Raw genomic sequence first — 16,756 nt, 5'->3', positions numbered from 1 at the left:
GGAAAAACCCAACGCATTGCCCAAAAATGGCTATCTTGAAAGACCAACGATAACAGCTGCGATATGTCACTTTTAAATAATAACAAGGCCCAACGCCCATGGCTCTTTTTATGGTTGTTTTTATGCCTTGCCCCGACCTTTGCGCAAGACACCTTTGTGTACGGTGATGCCCTGCCAGACGCCCCAGAACTGGCGGCCCGCGGACCCTATGCCGTTGGTGTCCGCACCTTGGACCTGGTGCACACCGATCAACTGGATATCTTGAACTCCACCCCCCAAAGGGAAGTGCGGTACGATCGGCCCATCAGGGCAGAGATCTGGTACCCGGCCCAAGCTGGTGCCCACAAGGACAAACTGGAAAGCTACAAAGAGGTGATGGGCACCCGGGGCGACAGCCTTAGGCCCCTGGTTCCCTTCCAGTTTTACGGCCGGGCCCATAGGGACGCCCCACCAAGCACCGGAGACGGGAAGTTTCCCCTGGTGGTGGTCTCCCACGGATATGTGGGCAGCCGCTATATCATGACCTACCTCACGGAAAACCTGGCCTCCAAAGGATATGTGGTACTGGCCCTTGATCATACAGATTCCACTTTCAAGGATGCCAATGCCTTTCACAGTACTTTATTGAACCGTGCCAAGGACATCTCTTTCGCCGTTGATGCCATGGCGCGTTTGGAGGCATCGGGAGATAACGACCCCTTGGGCAGCATAATGGATACGTCCAATACCGGCATCATAGGGTATTCCATGGGCGGTTATGGCGTGCTCAACGTGGGCGGCGCCGGCTACAGCGCTGGCCTGGGACAGTTTTTTGCCGGCATGACCGGGGGCAGCACGGCCATAAATCCGCTACTGGCCGGCAACGAGGCGTACCAAGGGGGATCGGATCCGCGCATCAAGGCCATTGTGGCCTTTGCCCCCTGGGGCATGACCAGGGGCATTTGGGACGCGGACGGACTCAAGGGCCTTACCGTGCCCACCTTTTTTGTGGCCGGCAGCGAGGATGATATTTCGGGCTATGAAAAAGGGGTGAAGGCCATTTATGAGGGCAGTGTGAACGCCGATCGCTACTTGCTCACCTACCTGAACGCCAGGCACAACGTGGCCCCGAACCCACCACCGGCCGAGGCATTGCGGCCCGGATTGCACATAGATGAATATTACCGCTATGCCGAACCTTCTTGGGACCAGCGCAGAATAAACAATATAAACCAACATTTTGTAAGCGCCTTTTTGGGCATCCACCTAAAAAACCAGGACTACGGCAAATATCTGAGCCTTCCGCAGCACTCCAACGAGGAAACTTGGGAAGGTTTTGTCCCGCGCTCTTCCACGGGGATGGAACTGCGCCACGCCAAGGGAATGTAGGTGCCGGGCAGCTTTTTTTAGGCTGCGCCCTTCCTTTTAACCCAAATGATGGGTTTTGCCATTACATTTGTGGGCAAAAAATCCTGATTCACAATTTTGACCCAGGACGGAAAGACCAAGGCGTAGGTTTTTATATTTGTAGTTCCATAAATTACGGCCACTTACTTTATGGGTGTTGGTAATGGGAGGTGTTTTTGGTCTTACGTGCTACATTCTGAAATCCTTGGTCTGGCCAAAAACCATTTTCGTTTCCACAACATTCGTGGTAGCACCAACCTTAGTAAAAACAACATCATTCACAGCGCGTACCCAATGGGCGCGGCAAACACGGTTACACCATGAAAAACACCTTTCTTTTGTTCTTTGTTCTGTTGATGGCCTGTAAGGAAGCCCCCCAACGAGTTACGCCCCAAGAAGCTACCGGAACCTCCCTGTTAAAAACGGTCGTGGATCCCAGGGAAGGCTACTCCGAGGCCGTCATTGTGGAGGCCAACGGCATCAAGACCATCTACATTTCGGGACAAGTGGGCGAAGGCCCCACCTTTGAGGCCCAGTTTAGGGATGCGCTGGGCAAACTCTTGAAAACCCTGGAAAACAGTGGTGCCAGTTTTGATGATGTGGTAAAGTACAACACCTATGTGGTGGACTATTCGCCCGATATGCTGCCCGTGTTCCGTGCCGTGAGAAAGGAACTGCTCGGTGACACCGATATGCCGGCCAGCACCTTGGTGGGCGTACCCATTTTGGGGCTGGATTCCTGGAAAGTGGAGATCGAGGCCACGGCCGTGCTTCCCGTTAACTAAATCGTAAATCTTAATCCGTTTTATTGCCAAGAGCACACATCTTGAGTGACGCCTTTTTTTGCCCATTTTGGTTCAGTTTTGAGTGTGTGGGCGAGGGCAATTTTACGTCCCGTTATTATGAGCGGTCAGGTGGTGGCGTAATACAACGTTATGTAAATTGCTTTGGGTAGGTTTTTATGCATCAGGTTTCTCCACGGCGCAGATGATCGGAGTTGCCCAGCACGCTACAATCTGCTGCAAATGCGCTTGGCGCATAAAAAGCCCAATGGGCCTTTGGGTACGGAAGGACAAAAAAAGATCGAGTGAGCCGTGAAGGATGAACGGTGTGGATTTTTTTCCCTTGGGACTAGTTCTTGTAGCCTATTTTGTTCCGAGGCTTTTCCGGTGTCTCCAACTTTTTGGTAAGCTCGTCAAGATAATTGAAAACCAGTTCAATGTTCTTGCTCTGGTTGCTGAGCTTCTTCTTGATCTCCTCGATTTCCAGTTTTAGGTTTAACTTGTCGGTCAATACTTCCCTAATCTTGGTGAACACTCTTATGATCTGGATATTGACCCTTATGGCCGTTGGACTGTTGAGTACGCTCGATAGCATGGCGACCCCTTGTTCGGTGAACACCATAGGGGCATATCGGAGACCCATTTTGTCTGATGCATTGGAGGTGCCAAATTGGCTCCTCCAATTTTGGAACTCCTCTTTGTTGATCTCGAACATAAAATCCTTTGGAAACCGATCAATGTTCCTGCGAACCTGCCTTTTCAGTTGTTTGGTCTCCACTTGGTAGAGTTATGGCCAATTTATCGCTCATTCGGTCTGTATTGATGGTTTGTAAAAATAGGTTTTTGAAATGACAATTTATGATATCAGGATAACGGGTGATAGATTCTTACCACTTCCTATAGGTTTTCAAGATTGCCCTGAACATATTGCTCGGTGACACCGATATGCCGGCCAGCACCTTGGTGGGCGTGCCCATTTTGGGGCTGGATTCTTGGAAAGTGGAGATCGAGGCCACGGCCCTGCTTACGGTAAATTAAGGTCAAGACCGGGCATTGGAATTTGGTTGGATTCACCAGGACGAATGGTGTTGTTTATATCCGATTGCTCCTTTCCTCATATTCTTGGCGGACCATATTGCGTGAATCCAAATTTTATTGAGAGTGTGGCATAGCGTCACGTTTTTAAACCGTTAAAACGGTTTGGTTATCCGTAGATTTCCCATAGCCCACGGTTTAAACCGTGGGCTATGATCAATGCCGTCCTCTTAGGCCCATATCACCCCTTGGCGGGCGTATGCTTATGCTCCAAGAGCCATTGGAAATCCACGTAATCCAATGCCTTTTCGTGGGTGGCCTCCAGCACCACTTCGGGTGCCTTTCCGGCCAAGTAGGCCTGTTTCCATCTACTGGCGCAGAGACACCAATGATCGCCCGGCCGCAGTCCCGGAAATTGGTACATGGGCAGTGGGGTGCTCAGGTCATTGCCTTGGGCCTTGGTGTACACCAGAAACTCCTCGGTCATGATGGAGCAGACCACGTGGGTGCCCACATCTTCGTTTCCCGTACGGCAAAATCCGTCCCTGTAAAACCCGGTTTTTGGGTTTTGGCAACATTCCTGCAGTTCAGTTCCCAACACGTTGCGCTCCATAACCATTTGTTTTTCTAAAATTACGACGAAAAAAGAAGAGGTTCAAAAACTTGGCCCCGATCCCTGCCTATTTTTGGCTGATGCGGTCCACCACCACTTTGTAGGTGGGATCCTCCAAAACGTTCACATCAATGATCTTGTCCGCATTTTTGAGCAGTCTAATGCAGTCCTTGCTCAAATGGCGCAGGTGCACCTTTTTGCCCACCTTGGCGTAACGCTCGGTGATCTTGTTCAACGCCTCTATGCCGGACATGTCCGAGACCCTACTTTCCTTAAAGTCAATGATCACCTCCTCGGGGTCGTTGGGCACATCGAACTTTTCGTTGAACAAGGTGGTGGAGCCAAAGAACAGTGGTCCGTAGATTTCATAGTGTTTTATGCCGTGCTCATCAACGTATTTCCGGGCACGGATCCTTTTGGCATTTTCCCAGGCGTAGGCCAATGCAGAGATGACCACGCCCAGGAGCACGGCCACGGCCAGGTTATGGGTCACCGCGGTAATGAGGGTAACCAATACCATGACCACCACGTCGCTCTTGGGCATTTTTCCAAAAGTCCTGAAACTGGCCCACTCAAAGGTGCCAATGGCCACCATGAACATAAGGCCCACCAGGGCCGCCATGGGCAAGCGTTCGATCAATCCGCTGCCAAACATGATGAAGACCAGCAGCATCACCGCCGCCGTAATGCCAGACAAGCGTGCCCTTGCCCCGGAAGAGGTGTTGATCAGACTTTGGCCGATCATGGCGCAACCGCCCATACCGGACAAAAAGCCGGAAAGGATATTGGCGGATCCCTGGGCCACGCACTCCCTATTGCCGCTGCCCCGGGTATCCGTGATCTCGTCAATGATGTTCAAGGTGAGCAGGCTCTCGATCAGCCCCACGCCCGCCACAATGGCGGCATAGGGAAAAATAATGGTGAAGGTCTCCCAAGTAATGGGAATCTGCGGAATGGACAAGGGCGGAAAACCTCCCTTTATGGTCTCGCCCTCGCCCATGGTATCGGCCACGGTAAGGGTGTCCACGTTGAAACCAATGACAATGGCGGAGACCACCAGAATGGCCACCAAAGAAGAGGGCACGGCATTGGTGATCTTGGGCAGGCCCCAAATGATGGCCATGGTGAGCACCGTAAGTCCCAACATCACGGAAAAGGGCGTAAAGGACAAGAGTTCTTCCGTTCCCTTTTGGTAAAAGTTTGGGAACTGGGCCATAAAGATGATAATGGCCAAGCCGTTCACAAAGCCGAACATGACCGGGTGGGGCACCAAGCGAATGAATTTTCCAAGGCGCAGCACGCCCGCCAAGATCTGCAACAGCCCGGCAATGATCACGGTTGCAAAGACGTAGTTCAGTATGGTCTCGGGGGCAATGTCCGGAAAATTGCGTTTCAATTCCAGGATCAGGCCCACGAAAACTACGGCCACGGCCCCGGTTGCCCCGGAGATCATTCCCGGCCGTCCTCCAAAAATGGAGGTCACCAGACAAAGGACAAAAGCGGCGTAAAGACCGGTAAGGGGAGAAAACCCGGGGATTAGGGCAAAGGCAATGGCCTCTGGCACCAGGGCAAGGGCCACGGTAAGACCGGAAAGGATCTCGGTCTTGTAGTTCACCTTCTGTTTAAAATCGAAAAGATTGAAGTACTTGCGCATTACGTGCTGTTTTGAAGCGCGCAAAAATACCATTTTATTCTCAGGGCAGGGATTATGGGACCAACTTAACCAAATTAAGGAGATACGTTGTTACCATTTGTCCAGCCCCAACAGCTTTTTGCCCAAGGGACTCAAGACAGCAGTGTTGTATTTGATCTGTTCCCAGTTTCTTGGATCTCCCGGAAAGGCATAGCCTTCTGGGGCCACCCGATTTTTCCAGGAATGTATGCGCCAGTCCCTAAGGGCCTCGTTGTCTTCCTCTGCCGGCATCATGGAAATGTACTGTGCCATGCGCACCTTGTCCTTGGAGCGATTGGGCCTTATGCCGTGCGGCTCCGTGCTGTTGAAGATCAGTAGGTCTCCGGCGGCCATTTTCACTTTAACGATTTTGTCCCGAAGGCCTTCCAGATTGGGCTGGAAGCGGTCCCTGTCCGCCGGCTGGTCCTTTTTCCAAGTGTCATAGTTGCGGTACAGCCAAGGAATACACTGAAAGCCTCCCATTTCCTCATCGGTCTGATCGGCCAGGGCCAATACGCCCTGCACATTCTGGGGCTTGGTCTCGGGGTCGTAGTCCCAATGTATAAAACCGTCCCGCTCCTCACCGGCCCGTTGCGGAAAATTAAGATTGGCCCGGTCAATGGTAACCCATAGTTTTTCGGTGCCCCAGACATCCACAAAGGCATCGTACACCCGCTGGGTCTGTCTATTGTTCCACAAGGTCTGGTGGTTGTACACCTCTACCATTCCGGTGCCCGCCAGCTCCTTCATCTTCATTTCTGCCCGGGGCGGGGCGTACCAAGTGCTGGGGTCAGCGGCATCCTTTTCATCAAATTCCCATAGGAAAGCTGCGGTCTGCGCAACCTGTTCCTTGGGCACCGCGTTCTTTATGACAATGTAGCCGTTGTGCTTCCAAAATTCCCAATCTTCCTCGCTCAGGACACGCAAGGGTTTTCCATTGCTCCGGTCATTGAGTTTTTGGGAGCTGCTGGTGGCCGTGCTCGGGTTACCGGGAATGTCTTTATGGTCCTTATTGGCCATGGCCCTATTCTGCCTCCCTTCTTGCTTCATCATTTTCTTTCCGTTTTTAATGGTATCAAAAATAAAACCCTGAACCTTGAAAAAATTTACCGATATTGCTCATTAGTTGAACAATATTAACTTTAAATTGGGTCGATGGTCTCAAATTAGTATATTTTGTATAATTTCTGATGAAGTTTAGGTGGATGACCCATCCCTTGAACAGCAGGCAAAAAGAGAAAAAACCGAAGCACCGATGGCCGCTCTTGCAGCATAAATCGATGGCTTGATGCCCTACACCTTTTTTGTCTATGTTTCATTGTTCCCTTGAACCTAGTGACGCCAACGTTGAGCAAAACCATGAAAGTAGCCCTAGAGACCATTGCACCAGAATCCAACAGCCCGTTCAGGCTGTTGCACAACCCCAAGCTGAGTCACCTCTTCTATTGGCATTTTCATCCGGAACTGGAACTGGTGTACATAGAGGGGGCCTCCGCCAAGAGGATGGTGGGCGACCATATTTCGGAATATCGTGAAAACGACCTGGTGCTCATTGGCTCCAACATTCCCCATCTCAATTTTGACCACGGTGTTACCACCCCCTACCAAAAGGAGGTGCTGCACATAAAGCCCACTTTTAAGGAAGTGATCTTGGAAGGGCTGGCCGACCTTAAACAGATAGAGCGCCTCTTGGAACTTTCCAAATATGGCATTGCCTTTTACGGGGATACCAAAAAGGAAGTGGGCGCCTTGATGAAGACCTTGGTCGGCTTGGAGCCCTTTCCCTTCTTTATGCAGGTCATGCACGTGTTAAAGCGACTTTCCGAAAGCACGGAATTTGAACTGTTGCACAAAAAACCCTTTGTGAACCGCTACAACCAAAAGGAACAAAAGCGGCTGCGGGCCATACACAGCTATGTGGACGAGCACTACCAAAGGCGCATTGCCGTGGCGGAAATGGCCGCGCTCTGCAATTTGAGCAAGCCGGCTTTTTGCCGCTACTTTAAAAAAAACACGGGCACCACCTTCATTGTTTTTTTAAACCAATACCGGGTGGGACAGGCACAGCGCATGCTCTTGAACGGGAGTAACGTGGGCGAAGCCTGCTTTGCCTGCGGATTTGAGAGCCTTTCCTACTTTAACCGGGTCTTTAAGAACCTCACCGGAGAAAACCCGTCTGCCTTCCAAAAGAGAACGAAGCAAAAATAAATGCGATAGCCGCAATGCCGGAGAGGCAGTTTTGCCATATTTGTACCGGTGCCCAGGGAACGTTAAAAGCTTGGGTGTTGGCCTTTAAGGACATTTGGCTTTAAGTCAATTTCAAAGGGAAGGCCCGTAAGCCGTTAAAAGTAAACTACCATGGGGGCAAGCCCACGAGGCATTCATGAGAAACTGGATTTTAATTTCGAGGCAAGCCTGGGAGCATCAAACCCTTTGGCGGTGCCAATCAAACCATTTTTGCCATGACATTTTTTAGAATCACACTTATTGTTTGTTCAACACTCCTTTTCTTAGGCTCCTGTGCCCCAAAAATTGTGGGCACCTGGAATGTTCAAAAGTACGATCGCACCACGGCCGGCGAACAGGGAATGACGGTGATGGACATAGGCACCATTACCTTTAACCGAAATGGCACCGGTGAAAAAAACCTGAACTATTCCCTCTTGGGCGTTACCGAAAAGGACAGCAGTCCGTTTACGTGGACCGCCACCGAACAACAGGTGACCATAGACGGTGAAAATTCCGACCTATCCAAGACCTGGATCAAAATGGAGGACAAGAACCGTTACCAGAAATGGAAGTCCACCGATGGCGCGCGAACGGTGCAGACCCTGGAACTGGCAAAGGAGTGATTTGGGGAAGGAGATAGTAGATACTAGACTTGAGATTTGAGATTTGAGATTTGAAACCTTTGACTGGACAAGTAAAATCCCAAGGGACTACCCTCCACGGACTAAAACTGCCCACCAAAAACTATCGGCCACATATCAACAGCATGGCCGCGGCGCCGGAGGCCTTATTTCGGGCTTCAACACATTGCCGGCTCCTCGCCAAGACGGTGGAACGAGGACAGAAGCGAAGTGCCGTAAGCGGAGTTATCATCCTAAATCAAAAAAAACAATCTCCCCAGTGGGATAGTGTCGCCAAATCAATTCCATTCAACCTAAATCAGGAAAATGGGCTCTCGACACACAGTACCCAATACTTGGTACCCAATACTCGGTACTTGATACTCCATACTTGTTCCTTGGATGCTGCTTCACTTCACGCTTGCCCTACTGCGTTTCACCCTCATAGTGGGGTTGTTGATCTTCTTTCGTTTTTTGTCCGCCGTACCCTTGGCGCGCTTCAAATATTGCTGGTAGCCCCTGCCCTTAAATTCGTACACGGTGCCACTGTCCGGGTGGTACAGTTCTATGGTACTGTCGTTGATCACGTACAGCTCAAAATAATCGTTCCCCATAAAATCATATTCCAGGGTCAGGGTCTTTAGACTGGGGTCATTGGCCACATCGTACACTTGGTAATTCCCCTCAAAATCCCATTGTAGGGCACCGATCGGTGTTCCGGGCAAATCCACGGAAGATCGGAAGAAGGAGGGGAGAAATTGCAGGTAATTTTCGCGATCAAAATCGTTGATGGCCCCTTCATTACTGGTAAAGGTCTTTTCCCACGCATCGTACTCCTGCACAAGATAATTGATGTTCTCGTAGAACACCCGGTCATAGTCAAAGGTATTTCTTTGGTAACCGATGAGAAAATAAGAAGTGTCGGACCTGGGATCGTAAAGCTCCAAAGTGGCCCGATCCACGGCAAAGATCTCCAAGGTCCACAGACCGTCCACGTCATGGTCCACTTCCACGGCTCCGTTCAGGGCGCGGTAGAACCCTACATCAATGCCCAGACCACCACCGGTTTTACCAATGCCCACAATGTTGTTGTTGGCGTAAAGGGTGCCCCGATCAAAGGACACGGTAAAGGCCCTTTGCAGAAAGGGCACCTCGCCCCTGCCCTGGGTGGCGTGGATATCCACGTACCACAGATCAAAGGACTGCAGCACTTGCTCCGTATTGAAGGCCGAGGCCGTTATGAAATTGTCACTGACCAAGACCTCCCTGGTGCAGGAGAACAGCAAGGCGGCCATTAGCAGGAGTCCCAAGGTGTGCTTCAGTGCTTTCATAACAGATGGTTTTAAGGTTCACCATAAGGAAAACAAGCATCGTGCCATATTAGCTAAGTTATTGAAAATCAATGATTAAAAAGCTTATAAATAATTGGTAGTTTTGTGGGCCAAGGAGTTTAGCTTTATGAAACAGACCACTTTTGCGGTAATCGGTGGCGGCAGTTGGGCCACCGCCATAGCCAAAATGCTCACGGGAAACGGGCATACCATAGGATGGTACATGCGCAACCAAGATGCCATTGCCCATTTGCAGCGTTTTGGCCACAACCCCAATTATCTGAGCTCGGTGGAGTTCCCCAAGCCCATGCTGCAGCTCTCGCACGATATAAACACCACCGTGAGCCAGGCCCAAGTGCTCATTTTTGCCATTCCCTCGGCGTTCTTGGAAAGCGAACTTAAACCCTTGTCCGTGCCCTTAAAGGACAAGACCCTGTTTTCTGCGATTAAGGGCATTGTTCCGGAAACCGGACTTATTGTTGGGGAGCACTTTCACAATGAATATGGCGTTCCATTCAACAATATAGGCGTGCTCACCGGTCCCTGCCATGCAGAGGAGGTGGCCCTTGAGCGCCTGTCCTATCTTACCTTGGCCTGTGCGGATGCCCAAAAGGCCCACCAATTGGCCAATGCCCTGAAAAGCGACCACATTAAAACAAAGATCAGTGATGACATCATAGGAACGGAATATGCCGCCATGCTCAAGAACATCTATGCGGTGGCGGCCGGTATTGCGCACGGGCTGCGCTACGGGGACAATTTTCAGAGCGTGCTCATGAGCAATGCCATACGGGAGATGAAACGTTTTATAAAGCGCGTGCACAAGATGAAGCGGAACATAAACAACTCTGCTTATCTGGGCGATCTATTGGTCACCGGATACAGTACCTTTAGCCGCAACCGGATGTTCGGCACCATGATCGGCAAGGGATATACGGTTAAAAGCGCCATGATGGAAATGAGCATGGTGGCAGAAGGGTATTATGCAACAAAAAGTGCCTACATCTTAAAAGAGAACTTTAACAAGCCCTGTGAAACGCCCATCATTGATGCGGTTCATGCCATTTTGTACCATGGTGCCAACGCAAAACAAACGTTCACGGCCCTGACGGATCAATTGGACTAGGCCCTTTGCAGGGAGAAATCCGAGTGTTCGGTCAAGGCTTCCTCCATAGTTTCCCTCCACGCCAACAATTGTGCCTCGGTGGCCCCGTGGGCGGTTTTAAACTCTTGCAACACGGGGTCCAGATAGGTGCGCACGCTGTCAATGTCAAAATAGAGCCTTCCGGTTCTGCGGATAAAGAAATCGGCCGGGTTGTGGATCATCTCAAAATCGATCCCAAATTGCAGTTCGGCCAGTAGTAGGCGGGTGGCGTGGTCCTTTTCCTTTCGTTTGGCGTAGTTCTCCAATATGGTCTCGGTCTGTTTCCCGTAGGTGGTGACCAGATACCAGGCCTGGTACCGTTCAAAACCATCGGTTGCCAGCCTTGTGGCAACATCGTCAATGTATTTCTGTACGTGCTTGAACTTCTTGAAGTCATTGCCGCAAAGGGGTATGGTGGCCGTGGAGCATTCCTTGGTGCTTTGCCCCTGTTCCCTGATTTTCTCCGTTACACGGTTCACCACGCGCTCGGCCATTTTACGGTAGCCCGTGAGCTTTCCGCCGGCAATGCTGATCAGGCCGGAATCTGAGGTGAAAATCTCGTCCTTTCTGGAAAGTTCCGAGGCAGACTTGCCCTCTTCGTGGATCAAGGGGCGCAAGCCGGCCCAGGAGGAGACAATGTCCTCCATCTCCAACTGGATGTCCGGGAACATGTTGTTCACCGCTGAAATGAGGTAGATGGCATCGGCCACATCCGTGCCCACCTTGTCCTTGTTGTCATGGTAATTGGTGTCCGTGGTGCCCACGTAAGTGACCTTTCCCCGAGGGATGGCAAACATCATGCGGCCATCTGGCACATCAAAATAAACCGATTGCCTTACGGGCAATTTGTGGTGGGGAAAAACCAAGTGCACCCCTTTGGTGAGGTGCAGGCGCTTCCCCTTTTTGGAATTGTTGATGCTCCTGAGCTCATCTACCCAAGGCCCGGCCGCGCTGATCACGTATTTGCTCTTTATGTGGAAGGTTTCACCGGAGAGCACGTCTTCCACTTGGGCCCCGCACACTTGTCCGTCATCGTAATCAAAGGCTCTCACCGCGGCATAGTTGAGACAGTCTGCCCCGTACTGCAGACTGGTCTTGATGTTTTCCAGGGTAAGGCGGGCATCGTCCGTTCTGTATTCTGCATAATAACCGGCGCCCTTCAATATTTTTTTTGGCAAAAGGGGCTCCAATTTTTTGGCTTCCTTCTTCTCCAGCATTTTACGTTTGTCTTCCCCGGTCACCTCGGCCAGGATATCATACACCTTTAGGCCAATGGAGGTGAGCCATTTGCCGTACGAACCGTTCTCGATCAGGGGCAGCAGCATTTTTTCGGGCAGTACCAAATGGGGCGCCAATTTATGGACAATGGCCCGTTCCGAGCCCACTTCCTTCACCAACCAAAAATCGAACTGTTTTAGGTAACGCAACCCGCCGTGGATCAGCTTGGTGCTCTTGCTACTGGTGCCACTGGCAAAATCGTTCTTTTCCACCAGGGCCGTTTTCAGACCCCGGGAAGCGGCGTCCAGGGCAATGCCTGCCCCGGTGATGCCCCCGCCTATGACCAAAAGATCGTACGCTTCACTGCCCAGTTTGGCAATGCTGTCTTTTCTCCCATCCTTGGAGAATTTAATGTTCTTCATAGCTTTTTCTTTTTTTGTGGGCGGCGATCAGTGATCCAGCCAGCCCTTGCTTCTTTCCACGGCCTTCTTCCAATAATCGTAGAGGCGTTTCCGTTTTACCCGATCAAAGGTAGATTTGAAAATCCTGTCTATGGGGCGGGTCTGATCAATATCTGTCTGCGTCCACAGGCCCACTTGAATGCCCGCCAAAAACGCGGCCCCCATAGCGGTGGATTCAATGACCTCCGGACGGTGCACCTCGGTGTCCAAAATATCTGCCTGAAACTGCATTAAGTGGTTATTGGCGCATGCCCCGCCATCTACCCTTAGGTTTTTCAATTGGAGCCCACTGTCATTCTCCATGGCCTTTAGAATGTCTTTGGTCTGGTAGGCCAAAGACTCCAGGGTGGCTTTGGCCAAGTGCGCCTTTCCGGTATCCCGGGTAAGGCCAAAAACGGCCCCACGGGCGTACATGTCCCAATGGGGTGCTCCCAGGCCGGCAAAGGCAGGCACCACGTAAACGGAATTTTCACCGGGCACGGATTTTGCCAAGGCTTCCGTTTCGTGGGCATTTTCAATAAGTTCCAGGCCGTCCCGTAACCATTGCACGGCGGCGCCGGCAATGAAAATACTGCCCTCCAGGGCATAGTGCACCTCACCGTCCAGGCCGTAGGCAATGGTGGTGAGCAATCCATTTTTTGAGAATTGCGGCTCCGTACCGGTGTTCATCAACATAAAACATCCTGTGCCATAGGTGTTCTTGGCCGTTCCCTTTTCAAAACAACCCTGGCCAAAAAGTGCCGCTTGCTGGTCTCCGGCAATGCCGGCAATGGGCACCTTGGCCCCCTCCAGTTCGTAATCGCCAAAATGGTGGGCAGATGGTCTTACTTGGGGCAGCATGGATCTGGGTATGCCCAAGGCGGTCAATAGGGTGTTGTCCCAATCCAACTTGGCAATATCGTAGAGCATGGTCCTGGAGGCGTTGGTATAATCGGTTACATGTCTCTTATCCGAGGTCATGTGCCACACCAGCCAACTGTCTATGGTGCCCATGAGCAGGTCTCCTTTTTCCGCCCTTTCCCTGGCGCCCTCCACGTGGTCCAAGATCCATTTTACCTTGGTTCCGGAAAAATAGGAATCAATGACCAGACCCGTGGTGCTGCGAACGTGCTCGGTGAGCCCTTGGTTTTTTAGGTGCTCACAGATATCCGCGGTGCGTTTGTCCTGCCATACTATGGCGTTGTACACGGGTTCTCCCGTATGCCGGTCCCAGACCACGGTGGTCTCGCGTTGGTTGGTAATGCCAATGGCCTTTATTTGGGATGGGGACACCTTCTTTTCTTTTATCAACTGCCGCAGTACGCCCATCTGACTTTCCAAAATTTCCTTGGGGTCATGTTCCACCCATCCAGACTGGGGGAAAATCTGTTGAAACTCCCGCTGCACCATACCCTGTATCTTGCCCTGCACATCTACCAAGAGTGCGCGGGAGCTGGTGGTGCCCTGGTCCAGGGCTATGATATATTCTTCTGCCATCTTTATGAAATAAGAACCCTAAAGATAGGGATTATCACGGGCAAGCACAATGACCATCCAAATAGATCTGCGCTTCAATTGAGAACTTGGCAAGGGGGAAACTTCCCGTGGCCAACGCCCAACGCACCGGTTGGCAAAGCCAGGCTACAGGCAGGGAACGCCAGTGCGCCCATGGCTTTTTAAATACTCCTCGCGCGCTTTGAAACGTTCAGGATTTAAACTCGTAGTCCCTTTCCACCCGGCACACCCTTATCCGGTACCAAGCGTACCAATCTTCCTTTCCCCTCTCTTGGGCAAATTGGTGGGTTGCGTGCCGTTTCCAAGCCGCAATGGCCTCCCTGTTCTCCCAATAGCTCACGGTAATGCCCAGTTCTTGGCGGGCATGTTCCATACCGAGAAATCCGGGCTGCTTTCTGGCCAGGGCCTCCATTGCCCGGGCCATCTCCTCGTACCCTGGACTGTTTTCCCTACGAAGTGAGGTGAAGATAACGGCATAATAGTGCGGGGACGTCATTAGGAGATGATTTCCTTTTCCAAAAAGTAATCCACAATGGCCTGTTTCATCAGCACGGTTTGCTCTCCCGCCTTCAGGGGAGGCAGCTCTTCCTTAACGGTGTAGTGGGGCCATCCATCGTCATCAAAAAAATGGAACTCGTAATAGCCATAGGGCTCCAATAGCCTACAAATGGCAATGTGCATTAAATTTACCTTTTCATCTTTTTTGTACTTCCTGTGGTATTGCCCCAGTTCCTGTACCCCAACCAAGTAGATAATGGCATCGAGCTCCAGGGGGTCGCCATCGGAAAACTTGGCCGAAAGCTTCTCCACCAACAGCTCCCATCTTTCCTTTAAGACCGTATCTCTTGACATTTTTGTAGATTGATTGACACCTCAATGGCATTGTGCCCTGCAAAGGTAGTGATCAAAATTCTATATTTGTGAAAACATCTGTTTATGACCACTTTGGATATTCTGCTGGGCGCACTGTTGCTATGGGGGGCGTACAGGGGCTTTAAAAACGGACTGCTCATAGAGCTTGCCGCTTTGGCGGCCTTGGTGGCCGGGGTCTATGGGGCCATCCATTTCTCTGACCTTACCGGGGAGCAGCTGGCGCAGTGGACCCATTGGGAACAGGGAACGGTGCATGTCGCTGCCTTTGTGCTTACGTTTGTTCTCATTGTCATTGGCGTTCACCTAGCGGGAAAGGTGCTCACCAAATTGGTGCAGGCCATTCTTTTGGGATTGCCGAACAGAATATTTGGAGCACTCTTCGGAGCGCTAAAAGTAGCTGTGGTCCTGGGCATGACAATGGTTTATTTTACAAGGGTAACCGACGATCTGGGGGTATTGCCGGAGAGCTCCAAGCAAGAATCTGCCCTCTATGGGCCCATTTATCATGTTGGTACCGTGGTGCACCACTATATATTTGCAGGCAGGGCCTAAACTTAGACCCCCCATTAACATCTTGCCCTTTACCTTTCCTCCCCGTTTTTTTGCTTTTCATCGAAAAAAGGGTGACCTTGCTCCTTCACGCCATTTTAATGGCTAACATTATGCTTCCGGGATTCCCCACCGGAACCAGAACACAGTTGCCCCGCATCTTATCCACAGGCTTTGACACGGCCACTTGTACCTACTTGCAATAGAACGCAATATGAAAATGAGGCTGCTATATGCGGTCCCTATGTTGTTGATGATGCTGTTTTCATGCACCAAGGACGCGGGGGACCAAGAACTTTTTCTTGAAGAAAACACAAACAATGCCCAATTGGAAGGGGAGGTGCTGGCCTTGATCAATGCCCACCGCAAATCCTTGGGCAAAAACAGTTTGGAATTCAGTGCAGTGGCCTATACATATGCCAATGAGCACACGGATTACATGATTGCCCAGGGAACACTGAGCCACGATCATTTTAGCGCAAGGGCGGCCAAGATTGCCGCGGAATCCGAGGCCGTAAAAGTTGGGGAAAACGTGGCCCGCAAATTCAATACGGCCGAAGCGGCCTTTGCCTCCTGGCAGAACAGCAGCGCCCACAAACAGACCATGGAAGATGATTTTACCCATACCGCGGTGAGCGTTAAGGAAGATGGCACGGGCAACTACTACTATACCCAACTGTTCTACAAAAAATAAGGCCATACCAGATAAAGGAGCACAAGCCCTTTTGAGAACAACAAAGAACATGATGGCCACCACGTCCTTAAAAGCGACTTTTACAGCCACATAAAAGTACGGGCGAATTTTTCGTGAAAGATGCAATCCCCACTCCACGAAATGAACCTTACCTTAGGGCTTGCTGATTTTCTATCAACGGGAACGTAAGATATTAACAATCAGCATTTTGTTTTTGAACAATCGACGAATTCCGTTGTACAAGTGCACGGGTTTCCCTAACTTAGGGTAACAGACCCGTGCAGTTATGATCAAATATACGCCATCGAACCAACTTACGCTGAACGGATTTTCCACCCCTTTCGAGAACGAGCTCTTGGCCGACAACCGCTGGGTAAAACTGGCGGCGCTGATTCCCTGGGACGAACTGGCCGCCGTGTACTCGGAAAAGCTCAGCGGCACCTGCGGCCGTCAGAGCGTCGACGTGCGCATGGTGATAGGTGCGATCATCGTAAAGCACAGGTTGGGGCTCGACGACCGCGGCACCGTCGCCATGATCGCCGAGAACGTCTACCTCCAGTACTTCTGCGGCCTTCCGGCCTTCCAGCCCAAGGAGCCGTTCCATCCCACGGTGTTCGTGGACATCAGGAAAAGGATGGGGGCCGAGAGTTTCGAC

At 51.2% G+C, this 16,756-nt stretch carries 17 protein-coding genes; 8 read left to right on the top strand and 9 right to left on the bottom strand.

Going from position 1 to position 16,756, the window contains the following annotated elements; translation table 11 throughout:
• Positions 1 to 63 precede the first annotated feature (63 nt).
• Together ACKWCC_RS03885 and ACKWCC_RS03880 are read left to right on the top strand one after the other, a co-directional pair.
• Positions 64 to 1,368, top strand: coding sequence for an alpha/beta hydrolase family protein (locus ACKWCC_RS03885; protein WP_413994594.1), 1,305 nt, complete (start codon positions 64 to 66; stop codon positions 1,366 to 1,368).
• Between the two features lie 338 nt (positions 1,369 to 1,706).
• Complete coding sequence (locus ACKWCC_RS03880) at positions 1,707 to 2,171, top strand: RidA family protein (protein WP_413994593.1); 465 nt, start codon at positions 1,707 to 1,709, stop codon at positions 2,169 to 2,171.
• Positions 2,172 to 2,517: 346 nt separating this feature from the next.
• On the opposite strand, the gene ACKWCC_RS03875 is transcribed toward ACKWCC_RS03880, so the two are convergent.
• From ACKWCC_RS03875 to ACKWCC_RS03860, 4 genes are all read right to left on the bottom strand, one after another.
• Complete coding sequence (locus tag ACKWCC_RS03875; protein ID WP_413994592.1) at positions 2,518 to 2,946, bottom strand: ORF6N domain-containing protein; 429 nt, start codon at positions 2,944 to 2,946, stop codon at positions 2,518 to 2,520.
• Positions 2,947 to 3,444: 498 nt separating this feature from the next.
• Positions 3,445 to 3,816 carry a DUF2237 family protein gene (locus ACKWCC_RS03870; RefSeq protein WP_413994591.1) on the bottom strand — a complete coding sequence of 124 codons (372 nt, stop codon included), beginning with the start codon at positions 3,814 to 3,816 and terminating at the stop codon, positions 3,445 to 3,447.
• A 67-nt stretch (positions 3,817 to 3,883) separates the two neighbouring features.
• Positions 3,884 to 5,470, bottom strand: coding sequence for a SulP family inorganic anion transporter (locus tag ACKWCC_RS03865; RefSeq protein WP_413994590.1), 1,587 nt, complete (start codon positions 5,468 to 5,470; stop codon positions 3,884 to 3,886).
• Between the two features lie 90 nt (positions 5,471 to 5,560).
• Entirely contained in the window at positions 5,561 to 6,541 is a 981-nt protein-coding gene (locus tag ACKWCC_RS03860; RefSeq protein WP_413994589.1) for a phytanoyl-CoA dioxygenase family protein, read from the bottom strand.
• Between the two features lie 306 nt (positions 6,542 to 6,847).
• Here ACKWCC_RS03860 and ACKWCC_RS03855 point away from each other — a divergent pair, with 306 nt between their 5' ends.
• Positions 6,848 to 7,696: an AraC family transcriptional regulator gene (locus tag ACKWCC_RS03855; protein WP_413994588.1), complete on the top strand. Its 849-nt coding sequence runs from the start codon at positions 6,848 to 6,850 to the stop codon at positions 7,694 to 7,696.
• A 326-nt stretch (positions 7,697 to 8,022) separates the two neighbouring features.
• The gene (locus ACKWCC_RS03850; protein ID WP_413994587.1) at positions 8,023 to 8,340 is read left to right on the top strand and encodes a hypothetical protein; all 318 of its coding nucleotides are present in this window, start codon (positions 8,023 to 8,025) and stop codon (positions 8,338 to 8,340) included.
• Positions 8,341 to 8,747: 407 nt separating this feature from the next.
• Here ACKWCC_RS03850 and ACKWCC_RS03845 read toward each other — a convergent pair whose 3' ends face one another.
• Positions 8,748 to 9,668, bottom strand: a complete 921-nt coding sequence (locus tag ACKWCC_RS03845) for a nicotinic acid mononucleotide adenyltransferase (protein WP_413994586.1) — start codon at positions 9,666 to 9,668, stop codon at positions 8,748 to 8,750.
• 127 nt (positions 9,669 to 9,795) lie between these two features.
• Here ACKWCC_RS03845 and ACKWCC_RS03840 point away from each other — a divergent pair, with 127 nt between their 5' ends.
• Entirely contained in the window at positions 9,796 to 10,794 is a 999-nt protein-coding gene (locus ACKWCC_RS03840) for an NAD(P)H-dependent glycerol-3-phosphate dehydrogenase (protein WP_413994779.1), read from the top strand.
• Here the strand turns inward: ACKWCC_RS03840 and ACKWCC_RS03835 are convergent.
• From ACKWCC_RS03835 to ACKWCC_RS03820, 4 genes are all read right to left on the bottom strand, one after another.
• A complete protein-coding gene (locus ACKWCC_RS03835; protein ID WP_413994585.1) occupies positions 10,791 to 12,452 on the bottom strand; it encodes a glycerol-3-phosphate dehydrogenase/oxidase in 1,662 nt (553 codons plus the stop codon). The genes ACKWCC_RS03840 and ACKWCC_RS03835 overlap by 4 nt on opposite strands.
• Before the next feature lie 27 nt (positions 12,453 to 12,479).
• Positions 12,480 to 13,967: a glycerol kinase GlpK gene (gene glpK / locus ACKWCC_RS03830; RefSeq protein WP_413994584.1), complete on the bottom strand. Its 1,488-nt coding sequence runs from the start codon at positions 13,965 to 13,967 to the stop codon at positions 12,480 to 12,482.
• A gap of 208 nt (positions 13,968 to 14,175) precedes the next feature.
• On the bottom strand, positions 14,176 to 14,481 hold the full coding sequence (locus tag ACKWCC_RS03825) for an antibiotic biosynthesis monooxygenase family protein (protein WP_413994583.1): 306 nt from the start codon (positions 14,479 to 14,481) through the stop codon (positions 14,176 to 14,178).
• Positions 14,481 to 14,837, bottom strand: coding sequence for a hypothetical protein (locus ACKWCC_RS03820; protein ID WP_413994582.1), 357 nt, complete (start codon positions 14,835 to 14,837; stop codon positions 14,481 to 14,483). Before ACKWCC_RS03820 ends, ACKWCC_RS03825 begins: the two co-directional genes overlap by 1 nt.
• Positions 14,838 to 14,921: 84 nt before the next feature.
• Here ACKWCC_RS03820 and ACKWCC_RS03815 point away from each other — a divergent pair, with 84 nt between their 5' ends.
• From ACKWCC_RS03815 to ACKWCC_RS03805, 3 genes are all read left to right on the top strand, one after another.
• Positions 14,922 to 15,410, top strand: coding sequence for a CvpA family protein (locus ACKWCC_RS03815; protein ID WP_413994581.1), 489 nt, complete (start codon positions 14,922 to 14,924; stop codon positions 15,408 to 15,410).
• Positions 15,411 to 15,621: 211 nt separating this feature from the next.
• Positions 15,622 to 16,101, top strand: a complete 480-nt coding sequence (locus tag ACKWCC_RS03810; protein ID WP_413994580.1) for a CAP domain-containing protein — start codon at positions 15,622 to 15,624, stop codon at positions 16,099 to 16,101.
• Between the two features lie 286 nt (positions 16,102 to 16,387).
• Positions 16,388 to 16,756 (top strand): transposase (locus ACKWCC_RS03805; RefSeq protein WP_413994579.1); only part of this gene is annotated, 369 nt, incomplete at its 3' end.

The organism is Maribacter aquimarinus (assembly GCF_047345505.1).
Classification (GTDB): domain Bacteria; phylum Bacteroidota; class Bacteroidia; order Flavobacteriales; family Flavobacteriaceae; genus Maribacter.
This window is presented reverse-complemented; position numbering and strand designations above follow the sequence as displayed.